This window comes from Fretibacter rubidus, from assembly GCF_041429785.1.
In the GTDB taxonomy this organism is placed as follows: domain Bacteria; phylum Pseudomonadota; class Alphaproteobacteria; order Caulobacterales; family Maricaulaceae; genus Fretibacter; species Fretibacter rubidus.
On record NZ_CP163423.1, the window covers coordinates 3,292,190 to 3,304,063 of the forward strand.

The following is an 11,874-nucleotide window of genomic DNA, read 5'->3' on the forward strand; positions in this document are numbered from 1 at the left end:
AAGACATTCCTCAATAGGCGCGCGTTAAAGCGGATTTAGCGGCGCAATGCAAGGCCTATTTATGGTTAAGCCTGTTGTTTTTTATACGGCTTCATGCGGCAGGTTAAAGCGGCATTTCAAAATATTGCACTGTTTTGCCATTGGACAGTTCGCGAGACTTAAAGATTGGGTGAAAACCTAAAGACTTGTGAAAGGCAACAGAGCTGGGGTTGGGCGGGTCGACGTTAATCTCGCAGAGGCAACGCTTATGCCCGTCTTGTCGCGCGCGCCGAAACAGCGCCTCATATAGCTCCCGGCCGTAACCCATGCCTTGGGCGCGGGCGTCCACAGCTATGCGGTCCACATAGACGAAACTATCAAAGGCGCTCGCCAGATAATCATAGTTCTCGCCCGTGATTTTTGCGCGGTGGTCATAGGCAATCATAAAGCCGCGGCCTTGGATATGGCCGCTGAAATAGGCGGCGTCTATGCGCGCGCGAAAGCCAGCGGGTGTCGTCAATGACAGTGCCTCTGCGTGGGTGTTATTAAGCGCGTGAAGGGCATCCATCACCGCCTCTGTTATGGGCTGCACGCTCATGTTTTAGCCTGCGCGAAATACACAGCCCGAGACAGGGCGCGGGCCACACAGCGGGCGCTCGCCGCGCCGAGTGCGGCTAAATCCACGGGTGACGTCACGGGGTTAACGCCCGTGCTAAGCGCGAATAGTGTATCGCCGTCCAGCGGTGTATGGGCGGGGGCGACAGACATCGCTATCCCGTCTTGGGCCATAATAGCCAGGCGGTTTAATTGTTTGGGGGTGAGGGCGGCGTTGAGCGCAACCGCGCCGATGACGGTGGACTGTCCTGCAGATTTCAAAAAGGCAAGCTTGGTATCCGTTGGCTCTGCCCAGCGATAGTCGCGCGGTGGTGTGGCTGAGCCAAATTCTGCGCCGCGGTTATAGGGCCAGGCCCAAAAGCAATCTGTGCCGGGCATATAGGGTGAGCCGACGGGATTGGCGGCAATGATCGCACCAATGGTGACATCGCCCACGACCTCAGACGCTGTGCCTAACCCGCCAGAATAAAGCCCAGCTGTGGCCCCTAGCCCTGCGCCGATGGCTCCTTGGTCAAAGGGTTGCTTGCTAGCGGATTGGACGGCTTTAAGACCCAAATCGCGGTAGGGCGGGGTGATGCCCCAGTCCTTATCGCCGCCATTGGCATTATCAAATAATATTGCGCTGGGCACGATGGGCGATACGGGCACAGCAGGATTGGGGCTGGGGACATAGCCGCGCCTTTCATGGCCAAGCCACGCGCAGACCCCGTCCGCCGCCGCAAGCCCGTAGACAGAACCGCCCGATAGGACCACGGCATGTACCGCATCAATTAGGCCGTCAGGGCCCAGCGTATCTGTTTCGCGTGTCCCTGGTCCGCCGCCGCGCACATCAACGGAACATGCGGCAGGGGTATCAGGCAAGATGACCGTTACGCCTGTTTTGACTTTTTCGTTATGGGCATGACCAATGGATAATCCGCCGACATCAAGGATGCAATTATGCATTAGGTTTCTTTCTTAAGGGAGGCGATATTGGCTTCCCAATTTTGACCGTCAAAGGCGATTCGTTTTTCGACTGAGAGCGTGCCAGGCGTAATACAGCGCAGATTCACGCTATAGCTATCAGGGTGCGAGCGCGGCACGTAAAGCGGTTTAATCCCGCAGGTTTTGCAAAATAAATGCTGCGCTTTGTGGGAATTAAAGGTGTAAAGCGCCAACTCCTCTTGACCGCAAATAAAGCGCAAATCGCTCTGCGGAATAAAGACGTGCTGATAGCCGCTCATGGCGCACATAGAACAATTGCACTCTGTGACAGAGACAGTGGCGGGGGCGTTAAATTCAAACTTCACCGCATCGCAATGGCACCCCGCTGTATGTATTACAGCGGTCACGGCGTTTTAACCTCGGGCCGTATCATAACGGTCGCAAGGTAATCAATGACGGCCTTAGCCACAGCGTCAGGCCGTTCAGGGAGCAGCGCATGTCCAGCATCTTCAACCACGGTCAATGTCACTTGGTCAGGAAACTTAGCCGCCAAATAATCACCCGCATCTGACTTGGGGGCGATACGGTCTTGGGCGGGTTGCACGACCAACATGGGAACGCCGCCTGCGTTTTCCCATTGCTCAATCTTATTGGTCTTGGCGCGGCGCTGTAACACCGCCGTTTGTGTATGCCAGCCGCGTGTCCAATGGTCGGGAATAGTGTCGCCCTCTGCAAAAAGAGCGTTTTGCATGGCAGTTTTTCGGGCCTTAAACGGGACACGGGGATCAAAGATTTGGTCTAGGACCTCTTGCATCTCGGGCGCGACATCCGTTGCCCCCCCTGCCGTTAAAAGGACAACTGCATTGGGGCGCAGTGTCCCTTCGATGCGGGCGTAATAATCGCTTGCTGCGCGCACAATACGGTTACCAAAGCCGTGACCGATAAAGGCAAAGGTTTCTGTGTCGTTCATATAGCCGTCATGCTCTAGCGCTTTAATCAGAGGGAAGGCGAGTAAGGCCATATCGGCGGCCTCGACTGTGGGCGCGCCGTTAATGCCGCCATGCTCCACCGCCAATGTGCGGTAGCCTTGCGCATTAAGCGCCGTCACAAGCTCGTTAAAATCGCTCGCCTCACGGCCTGCGCTCGCCGATAGCACCACGCGTTTTGCGGGCGCGTCCGGCCCGCTGACGTAATAGGTGATGCCGCTGGTCACGCGTGAGTCTGATTGGATAATGATTGTCTCGCCAATGGCTGGCCGCGCTTTGCTGTCAGGGAAGGGGCTATGGGTGAGATAAAAATATCCAATATAGACCATGACCAACGTCATGCCGATGCCCGCTATTTTTCTAATCACGGTATATCTCCGTTAGTGTCGTTCGCATGTTATCTGTTATGGGCACAGGCCGGCGTGTGGCCTCATTGACATAGACATGAACGAAATGCCCTTGGGCGGCGGCGGTTGTGTTATCGCCCGCAAATAACCCAATCTCATATCGTACAGAACTTGTTCCAATCTTGCTCACAGCAAGCCCCGCGCTCACCTCTTGGGGAAAGCTTATCGGGGCAAAATATTGACATCCCGTTTCCACGACCAAGCCAATCACATCTGACGTGCCAATCTCCAGCAGGTCTTTATCTATCAAAAACCTATTCACCACCGTGTCGAAATAAAAATAATAAACGGCATTATTTACATGGCCGTAAACATCATTGTCAGACCAGCGCGTTGGAATGATAAGGCGGTGCGGGTAATCGGATATCACAGACGGCTTTGGTCTCATGACGCAATGCCCTCATAGATTTTCACCGTCGCGTCAAAGGTCATCTCGCGCGCATTATTCATTAGCAATCTGTCTTTGGTCATGGCGTCTTTGGCCATCATTGGGATGGCGTCCTCTGGGATGTCCACAGCGGCTAGCGTTTGCGGCACATGGGTGGCGTCTTTAATGCGCTGCATTTCATCAATCAGCGACACCCCCGTTTGTCCCACGCCCATGTCGCGCGCAATTTCGGCGTACCAATGGTCGGCCTTGGGCAAATTATAATCCATCACCCCCGTCATCACCAATGCATTAGACAGACCATGCGGGACATGGAAAAACCCGCCCAGCGGATAGGCCAGCGCATGCACGGCTGCACAGGGTGCGTTGGAAAAGGCTTGCCCCGCCAGCATCGCCCCGATCAGCATATCACCGCGCGCCTCAACATTATCAGGGCTCTCGCAGGCCGTCACAATTGCGCCGCGCAATTTACGAAGCGCGGTCAACGCCAGCGCGTCTGAAATGGGGTTTTTCTCACGAATAGACGTATAGGCCTCAATGGCATGGACCATAGCGTCAATGCCTGTGGATGCCGTAATTGATTTTGGCAATCCAAATGTCAGCGCCGCGTCCAAAAGGACACGGTCCGCATAAAGGCTGTCGGCGACGATGCCTTTTTTGGCCGTTTCACCCGTGGTGATAATCGCAACATTGGTGACCTCTGACCCTGTGCCCGCCGTGGTCGGGATTAGCATCAGCGGCAGGCTTGGGCCTTTGGCTTGTCCGACACCGTAAAGGCTCTCTAGCGGTTGATCACATCCACATAAATGCGCAATGACCTTGGCGGTATCCATCGGGCTGCCGCCGCCAAATCCGATAATCAGGCCAGGGTTGAACTTCCGAATGGCGACCGCGCCTTTTAAGACAACGGCTTCGGGCGGGTCGGCAACGACTTTATCAAAGACGAATGTTTGGTATCCTGCCGCGCGCAGGCTCTCGACGCCCGCATCCAAAAGCCCCAAGGCCCGCACACCTTTGTCTGTGACAATGGCCACGCGTTTGTTGCGGCATAGCCCGTCGACATAATAATCCAATTTCGCCGCCCCGCCGGGCTCAATACGGATATCAGATACGGTTTGAAAGCTATGCATGACAGTCTCTTCTCTCTGCGCGCCTTTTGACGTCGGTTTGACTTACCTTAGCCTAGACTGTGTCGTGTTGACCAGCCAAACCATATCGCTACCGCTGCCAAAGCCAGTGACAATATTTGCCGTGTGCGTTTATTGCGCATGGGGTCGGCCAGATAAGGATTAAACAGTCCCGCAAAGCTGACGATAATAAGATGCATTAGCGTGGCGATAATGACGTATATGAGGGTCAAGATAGTGGTTTGCCCAACGCCGTCCTCAGCCCCGCTGAGAAAGCTGGGCAAAATAGCGATATAGAAAAAGGCCGCTTTGGGGTTCAGTAGATTGACGATAAGGCCGTGCCGAAAATACTGTGTCGTTGATTTATGGGCCGCCATAGCATGGGGTGAATTTTCACCGCTTTCGCGCCAGCCTTCCCACGCTAGATATAGCAAATAAATGATACCGCCCCAGCGTAATATTTCAAACGCTGTTGGGCTTTGCGTGATAAGCGTTGCAACTCCAACAGCAGCCAAAAGACCGATTATCAACAGGCCAAGCGTGACCCCCAAAACAGTCGCAAACCCATATCGCCGCCCCTCTGTCGCGCTGACCAAGGCCAGAAAGGCCATATTCGGGCCAGGCGTACTCTCAATGATAAAAGCCGTCAGAATAAAGGGCCAGAGATTGTCCATAGCCTACCGCATCGTTAGTATGACTTTGCCCATGGCACGGCGTGACGTCAATTCGTCAAAGGCGTCTGCAAATTTTTCGAGCGGGTAGTGACCTGATACGCGCGGCTTGATCCGGCCGGCACCATACATGGCAAATAACTCGCCCATATTTTCCATATGACCTTTGGGGTCGCGCATCGTCCATGTGCCCCAAAACACGCCGCGAATATCGGCGGATTTCAACAAGGGCAAGTTTAGCGGCAATTTTGGAATATCGCCCGCCGCAAAGCCTATGACCAGATAACGCCCCATCCAGCCCATGGCGCGAAAGGCAGGTTCAGCAAATTTATCACCCACGGGGTCATAAACAACGTCAACACCTTTGCCGCCTGACAACTCTTTGGCGCGGGATTTTAAATCTTCCGTCGTGTAATTAATGGTGTGATCTGCGCCGTGCTGTTTACACACAGTAAGTTTTTCATCCGTCGAGGCCGCCGCAATCACTGTTGCGCCCATGGCTTTGGCAAGCTCCACCGCCGCAAGGCCAACGCCGCCCGCCGCGCCCAGCACGAGAACCGTTTCGCCCGGCTGTAGCTGCGCGCGTTGTTTTAGTGCGTGGTAAGATGTGCCGTAAACCAGCGCCAATCCCGCTGCGATATCAAAGGGCATATCACGGCATGGCCAAACGACCTCTTTGGGCGCGACAATCTCTGTGGCAAAGGCCCCTGTTTGTGCCATGACGCCGACGCGGTCACCGACCTTTAAATGCGGGACATCGTCAGATAGTTCTGTGATGACGCCTGCGGCTTCGGCCCCTGGGATAAAGGGAAAGGGCGGCTTCATTTGATATTTGCCTTCGACCATTAGGATGTCGGGGAAGTTCACCCCTGCCACCTCGACCGCAATGCGCACATGACCGGGTTTGAGGGCCGGGGCATCGACAGTCTCGACGCTGTGGTCTTTATAGGGTTTAAAGGCGTGAACGACCAAGGCTTGCATATCTCTCTCCGATTATCTCATTTAGCCGGAGTTTAGCGGAAAGCGGACCGCCATGTATATGCATAAATTTGCATAATATTTAGCGCTTAAACGGTAGGCTCAAGCTCCAGAGAAATTTATGCGGATTATTGTCTTGATACTCTGACAGTCCGATTTTCATGGCATTATGCCCTGCGCTGGGTTGGTCTATATAGCTACCAAATAGCCTGTCCCACAGAGAGAGCGAAAAACCGTAATTACTATTGGTTTCATCTGGCAAGGTCGAATGATGAACCCGGTGCATATCGGGCGTGACAATGAACAGGCGTAACACGCGGTCAACGGGTTTGGGTAAACGCAGATTGGCGTGATTAAACAGCGCGCAACCGTTTAGAATTAATTCAAATATGATCACCGCCGCCACAGGCGCGCCTAAGGCTAAAACACAGACCATTTTATAGACCATGGATAAGCAGATCTCAACGGGATGAAACCGAACGCCCGTGGTGACATCTATATCGCGGTCGGCGTGATGCACTTTATGCAATCGCCATAAGAGGGGAATTTTGTGCGTCGCCACATGCTGCCAATAAATCAACATATCAAGGATGATGACGCTGATAATAATCGCGGCCAAGGCAGGGAGGTTAATGACATTAAAAAGACCCCAGCCGTTTTTCGCCGCCCAGGCGGCTGTCCCAACAGCAGCAAGCGGGACGAAGACACGCAGCGCAATGCCGTCAATCACGGTAAGGGCGATATTGGTGCGCCAGCGGGCAACGCGGCTTTCGACGCGGTTTTTACGCGGCCAGACGGCTTCAGCCAGAAGTAACACGACCAAAAGCCCGGCAAAGACGCCGAGCCTGATATAGGTTTCATTATTGAGTAATGTCTCTGTCACGCTTTATTTAAACCCTATCAGCGGTCATCATATCAGCCGCTTTCTCTGCAATCATAATCGTAGGCGCGTTGGTATTGCCAGAGACAAGATTGGGCATAATCGACGCATCCACAACGCGCAGCCCAGACAGGCCGTGCACCCGCAGCCGCGCATCGACCACAGCCATGGGGTCTGATTTCGGCCCCATTTTGCATGTGCCTACGGGATGATAAACTGTGTCCGCGCGGTCGATAATATCTCGGCGCAGCACAGCCTCGTCATCGGTATGGGTTTCGTAAAGTGGTTTTCCGCGCACCGCGTCAAAGGCGGGGGCTTTGAAGATACGCTGGGTTAGCTTGGCGGCTTTAAGCAGTTTTTCCATATCGCGTGGGTCGGATAAATAATTGGGGTCTATGGCGGGTGGGTCGGCGGCATTGCTTGAATTTAAACTCACTGTGCCGCGACTATGGGGGCGCAGGATACAGGCATGAATACTATAGCCATGCCCCCAATGTAATTTCCGCCCGTGGTCATCAACCAGCGCGATACAAAAATGAAGCTGCACATCAGGCGCGGGCTCTGACGGGTCGACATATAAAAAACCGCCGCTTTCTGCGATATTTGTCGTCAGCAATCCTTCGCGGCGTTTTTTCTTAAACCGGAAAAATTCAGCCACCATGCGAAAGCTACCAGGCACAGAAAAACCAATTGTCTGGTCGCGTTTGTTTTTTGCGTGATAAGCGCCAATCCAATCAATATGGTCTTGCAGGTTTTTGCCCACACCCGCCAAGGCATGGGTCTGGGTGATGTCGTGCGGGGCCAGCGCGTCTGTCCCACCAATCCCTGACAGCAGCAAAATTTGCGGCGAGCCAAAGGCCCCAGCTGAGAGTATAACTTCCCGCGTCGCCGTGATACTGCGCTGGGTCTTTTTATGGGTAAAGGTCACGCCTGTTACCTGTTTACCGTCCAGTTCTAATCGCTGGGTCAGCGCATGGGTGATTACGGTTAAATTCGGACGGTCCATGACGGGGTCTAAAAAGGCATGGGCCGTGCTATGGCGCTGCCCGTTTTTCATGGTCACCTCATAACGCCCCACACCTTCTTGTTGGGCCCCGTTGAAATCATCGGTGACGGGCAGTTGCAATTCTTTTGCGGCAGCCATGAAATTCTCATTCAGCCCGCTATTAAAACGCAGGGGCGCAACATTTAATTCACCGCCGCTTCCGTGATAGTCATTCGCGCCCGCTTCACGATTTTCTGACTTTTTGAAATAGGGCAGAACGTCGTCATAAGACCAGCCGTCATTACCCATAGCGGCCCATTGGTCGTAATCATATTTATGACCGCGAATGTAAATCATGGCATTGGTTGAACTCGACCCGCCCAGCGCTTTGCCGCGCGGTTGATAGCCGCGTCGTTCGCCGAGCGCTTTTTGCGGGGTTGTCTCAAACGCCCAATTGCGTTTTTTCGTCACCATATTTAATAGCCCAAGACCAGGGGTCTCGATGGAATAATGCTTATGGCTGCCACCAGCCTCTAGCAGACAGACAGAGATATTGGGATCGGCTGACAGACGATTGGCCAGCGTACACCCCGCAGAGCCCGCGCCGATGATCACGTAATCAAAACTATCCATAAATCCTCCCGAGACCGCTTATGCGGGAGGCGGCGTTTATTGACAATGTTATAATTAAGGAGCGGATAGCTGCGCTGGTTAGGACTTTTTTCGGTCTGCAAACTGTGGGGCGCGTTTTTCTAAAAAGGCTTTCACCCCTTCCATACAGTCTTCTGACACAAACGCTTTTTCCAACATGGCCGACTCCATCATATGCAGTCCCATTGGGCCTATGCTATGGGGACCAGAGCCATAAGACCCATGCCCCATCTGGCTGGCGCGCATGAGTTGTTTGTTTTGCGCGACACTTTCTGGTGAACAGTTTTGGGCGATGTCATGGGCGAGTGCCATGGCGCGCGGCAGCACATCATCAGGCTCCACAACTTCAGACACCAGCCCGTCTTTTAACGCCGCCTCCGCGCCAAATATTTCAGCCTTCAAAATCAACTCTTGGCATTTGGCCCAGCCCACTATGCGCGGCAGGAACCAACTGCTGGCGGCATCAAAGACAATACCGCGCCGGGCAAAGGGAAACCCCATCCGCGCTTTGGACGACATGATTTTAATATCCATCGGCAATGTCATGGTCGCGCCAATGCCAACCGCCACACCGTTAATAGCGGCAATTAGCGGTGCATCGCACTCATAAATACGCAGGGCCAGCATACCGCCGTAATCGCGCGACACACCGTCAATTTTGGGTGCGGCCTCGTTTAAACCCGCGCCGCCAAAGCCTTGGGAAATATCTGCGCCCGCGCAAAAGGCACGGCCCGCACCCGTAATGACAATGACGCGCACTTTGGGATCACGATCGGCTTTGTCGATTGCGGCCTCTAAGGCCTTATGCAACGCGACATTATAAGCGTTCATTTTATCAGGACGGTTTAGCGTCAGAAGACAAACACCGTTATTAAGATCTGATAAAACAAGGGACATGAGCTTTCCAATCATCTGTTTAAATCATGCTTATGGGCAAATGGTCCAAAGCGTCAATCTTAAGCGTCATTTATGGGCCTTTGCCTTGAACTTTCACGCTGTGCACGCCACATAGTCGCCATGAGCCTTTTGCCGCCCCATATGCCGCTAGTAGAGATGGACGCGCGTGCGCGTGATGTCTTTCGCGACATTGTGCAAAGCTATCTGGAAAGCGGACAACCAATTGGGTCTCGCACGCTGGCCCTGTCCAGCGGCTTGTCATTATCGCCCGCCTCTATTCGTAACACTATGGCGGATTTAACGCGTTACGGATTATTATCCGCCCCGCATAGCAGTGCTGGACGGATGCCAACGCAATTAGGACTGCGTCTGTTTGTCGACGGGCTATTGGAACTGGGCGAGGTCGATGCGCGTGACCGCAAAGCATTAGACGAAAAACTCTCAAATGACAGTGCAGATGCGACACAGCTTATGGAGCAAGCATCGTCTATGCTGGCTGGTCTGGCGGGCGGTGCGGGGCTGGTCTTGACGCCAACAACGTCAACAGTGGGCAAAGCCGTGCGCCACGTCGATTTCGTGCATTTGGATGCTGGCCCATCGGGCAACGCCCAAGCCTTGGTCGTTTTAGTTTACGCCGATGGTCATGTTGAAAACCGCATTATGGAATATCCAGACGGCGTCTTACCAGCCTCGCTTGAAAGCGCGGGTAACTTTTTATCCGCGCGGCTTCGGGGCCGTACATTGTCCGATGCGCGCAGCGATATTCTGTCCGAGATTTCCAAAGGTCGCGCCGAGATTGACCGTTCTGCTGCCAATTTGATTGAACAAGGGCTGGCCGCGTGGTCAAAACCAACTAAAAACCGCACAGACCGGGCTTTAATTGTGCGGGGCAGTGCACAACTCCTTGACAATATGGCTGCGCAAACCGATTTGGAGCGTATCCAGATGCTGTTCCAAGACTTGGAACGCAAACAAGATTTAATTGCGCTGCTTGACAGGGCCGAAGACGCGGATGGTGTGAAGATTTTTATCGGCACAGAAAATCCATTGTTTTCATTGTCCGAGAGTAGCGTTGTGGTCGCGCCGTATAAGGACGCCGCGCAAAATATCATTGGTGCGGTGGGGGTCATTGGCCCGACGCGCCTTAATTATGGTCGTATTATTCCTGTGGTGGATTATACGGCCCAATTGGTCGGGCAACGTCTTGACCAAAACTATAAACGGTAAAGTTTAGGATAGATCGACATGGCTGATAAAAAAGATATGGATAAAGCAGAAAAAGCTGAGGGCGCGCGTGAAACGCTGAAGATGAAAAAAGGCGCTGGCTTTGATGTGGACGGCCTGCCGAGTGAGGCGGAATTGGATGCGTTACAAGCTGAAATTGACAAAGCCCATGACGATATGGCCAAGCGCGAAGCCGTGGAAGAGGTCACGCCAGAGCAACGCATTGAACAGCTAGAAACAGAGCTTGCCAATTTAAAAGACCAAGCCCTGCGCGCCATGGCGGACGCTGATAATGTTAAAAAACGCGCGGCCCGCGAAGTGGCGGCGGCCAAGACCTTTGGTATCGAACGCTTTGCCGTGGATGTCTTGTCAGTCTCTGACAATCTGTCACGCGCGCTGCTGACTATGGACGGTACAGCTGTTGAGGATTTAGGCGACAATGCCAAAAACCTCCTGTCGGGTTTAGAGTTGACGGAAAAAGAACTCATGGCCGTCTTGGCACGCCACGGCATCAAGGCGGTGCCAGGTGTCGGGTCAAAATTTGATCCCAATGTACATCAAGCTGTCGCGCAAGTGCCTTCTGATGAAGATAAAGGGAATGTCGCAACCGTGATGCAAACGGGCTTTAAGCTTGGTGAGCGTACGCTGCGCGCCGCCATGGTTGCCGTGTCCACGGGACCAGCAAAGTAGCGCCCCATCCCCTGACGGGTGAGTCCCCTTTTACACGCCCATTTTTTCTGCTATGTCCCATCTGTGCCAAATTGCCGCATCAAAGACGGCCGGCACAGATGCCCTATAATCACGGCATAATTTGGGGAGAATGGTATGGATGGTTCAAACGACCGTTGGGAAGTGTATAAAGATGCGCGCAATGAATTTCGGTGGCGACGGATGGCGCGCAACGGAAAAATCGTTGGTAAATCGTGTGAAAGTTATAAAAAGCGCCCCGACGCGGCGCTAAACGCACAACGCCACGGTATGGACGGCAACCCCAACGGCCTCGGCGCGTCTGATAAATGGGATATTTACACCGATAAAAAAGACGAGTTTCGCTGGCGCCGTACCGCGACCAATGGCGAGATTACAGGGGCCGCGTCAGAGAGTTATAAAGCCCGCGCGGATTGCGAAGCGAACGCCAGACGTAATGGTATGGGCTAGCGAC

Annotated in this window: 14 protein-coding genes; 3 read left to right on the plus strand and 11 right to left on the minus strand. The window is 53.6% G+C overall.

The window, feature by feature from the left end; all coding sequences use genetic code 11:
* Window positions 1-103 precede the first annotated feature (103 nt).
* From AB6B37_RS15150 to AB6B37_RS15200, 11 genes are all read right to left on the minus strand, one after another.
* Window positions 104-577 (minus strand): GNAT family N-acetyltransferase, encoded by a 474-nt coding sequence (locus tag AB6B37_RS15150; RefSeq protein WP_371396686.1) that lies wholly within the window; start codon window positions 575-577, stop codon window positions 104-106.
* A complete protein-coding gene (locus tag AB6B37_RS15155; RefSeq protein WP_371396687.1) occupies window positions 574-1,539 on the minus strand; it encodes a P1 family peptidase in 966 nt (321 codons plus the stop codon). The genes AB6B37_RS15150 and AB6B37_RS15155 overlap by 4 nt, the downstream gene beginning before the upstream one ends.
* Window positions 1,539-1,925 carry a GFA family protein gene (locus AB6B37_RS15160; protein ID WP_371396688.1) on the minus strand — a complete coding sequence of 129 codons (387 nt, stop codon included), beginning with the start codon at window positions 1,923-1,925 and terminating at the stop codon, window positions 1,539-1,541. Before AB6B37_RS15160 ends, AB6B37_RS15155 begins: the two co-directional genes overlap by 1 nt.
* A complete protein-coding gene (locus AB6B37_RS15165) occupies window positions 1,922-2,872 on the minus strand; it encodes an alpha/beta fold hydrolase (RefSeq protein WP_371396689.1) in 951 nt (316 codons plus the stop codon). The genes AB6B37_RS15160 and AB6B37_RS15165 overlap by 4 nt, the downstream gene beginning before the upstream one ends.
* Window positions 2,865-3,299 carry an acyl-CoA thioesterase gene (locus AB6B37_RS15170; RefSeq protein ID WP_371396690.1) on the minus strand — a complete coding sequence of 145 codons (435 nt, stop codon included), beginning with the start codon at window positions 3,297-3,299 and terminating at the stop codon, window positions 2,865-2,867. Before AB6B37_RS15170 ends, AB6B37_RS15165 begins: the two co-directional genes overlap by 8 nt.
* On the minus strand, window positions 3,296-4,429 hold the full coding sequence (locus tag AB6B37_RS15175) for an iron-containing alcohol dehydrogenase (RefSeq protein WP_371396692.1): 1,134 nt from the start codon (window positions 4,427-4,429) through the stop codon (window positions 3,296-3,298). Before AB6B37_RS15175 ends, AB6B37_RS15170 begins: the two co-directional genes overlap by 4 nt.
* 47 nt (window positions 4,430-4,476) lie before the next feature.
* Window positions 4,477-5,100 carry a LysE family translocator gene (locus tag AB6B37_RS15180; RefSeq protein ID WP_371396693.1) on the minus strand — a complete coding sequence of 208 codons (624 nt, stop codon included), beginning with the start codon at window positions 5,098-5,100 and terminating at the stop codon, window positions 4,477-4,479.
* A gap of 3 nt (window positions 5,101-5,103) precedes the next feature.
* Window positions 5,104-6,078, minus strand: a complete 975-nt coding sequence (locus tag AB6B37_RS15185; protein ID WP_371396694.1) for an NADPH:quinone oxidoreductase family protein — start codon at window positions 6,076-6,078, stop codon at window positions 5,104-5,106.
* Window positions 6,079-6,157: 79 nt separating this feature from the next.
* A complete protein-coding gene (locus AB6B37_RS15190; RefSeq protein WP_371396695.1) occupies window positions 6,158-6,958 on the minus strand; it encodes a sterol desaturase family protein in 801 nt (266 codons plus the stop codon).
* A gap of 7 nt (window positions 6,959-6,965) precedes the next feature.
* Window positions 6,966-8,573, minus strand: coding sequence for a GMC family oxidoreductase (locus tag AB6B37_RS15195; protein WP_371396696.1), 1,608 nt, complete (start codon window positions 8,571-8,573; stop codon window positions 6,966-6,968).
* 78 nt (window positions 8,574-8,651) lie between these two features.
* Window positions 8,652-9,488 (minus strand): enoyl-CoA hydratase-related protein, encoded by an 837-nt coding sequence (locus tag AB6B37_RS15200; protein WP_371396697.1) that lies wholly within the window; start codon window positions 9,486-9,488, stop codon window positions 8,652-8,654.
* 120 nt (window positions 9,489-9,608) lie between these two features.
* Between AB6B37_RS15200 and hrcA the strand changes: the two genes are divergently transcribed.
* The 3 genes from hrcA to AB6B37_RS15215 all read left to right on the plus strand — a co-directional run bounded on the left by hrcA (window position 9,609) and on the right by AB6B37_RS15215 (window position 11,870).
* Window positions 9,609-10,715, plus strand: a complete 1,107-nt coding sequence (gene hrcA / locus AB6B37_RS15205; protein ID WP_371396698.1) for a heat-inducible transcriptional repressor HrcA — start codon at window positions 9,609-9,611, stop codon at window positions 10,713-10,715.
* Window positions 10,716-10,733: 18 nt separating this feature from the next.
* Window positions 10,734-11,402: a nucleotide exchange factor GrpE gene (locus tag AB6B37_RS15210; protein ID WP_371396699.1), complete on the plus strand. Its 669-nt coding sequence runs from the start codon at window positions 10,734-10,736 to the stop codon at window positions 11,400-11,402.
* A 135-nt stretch (window positions 11,403-11,537) separates the two neighbouring features.
* Window positions 11,538-11,870 carry a DUF1508 domain-containing protein gene (locus AB6B37_RS15215; RefSeq protein WP_371396700.1) on the plus strand — a complete coding sequence of 111 codons (333 nt, stop codon included), beginning with the start codon at window positions 11,538-11,540 and terminating at the stop codon, window positions 11,868-11,870.
* Window positions 11,871-11,874: the final 4 nt, after the last annotated feature.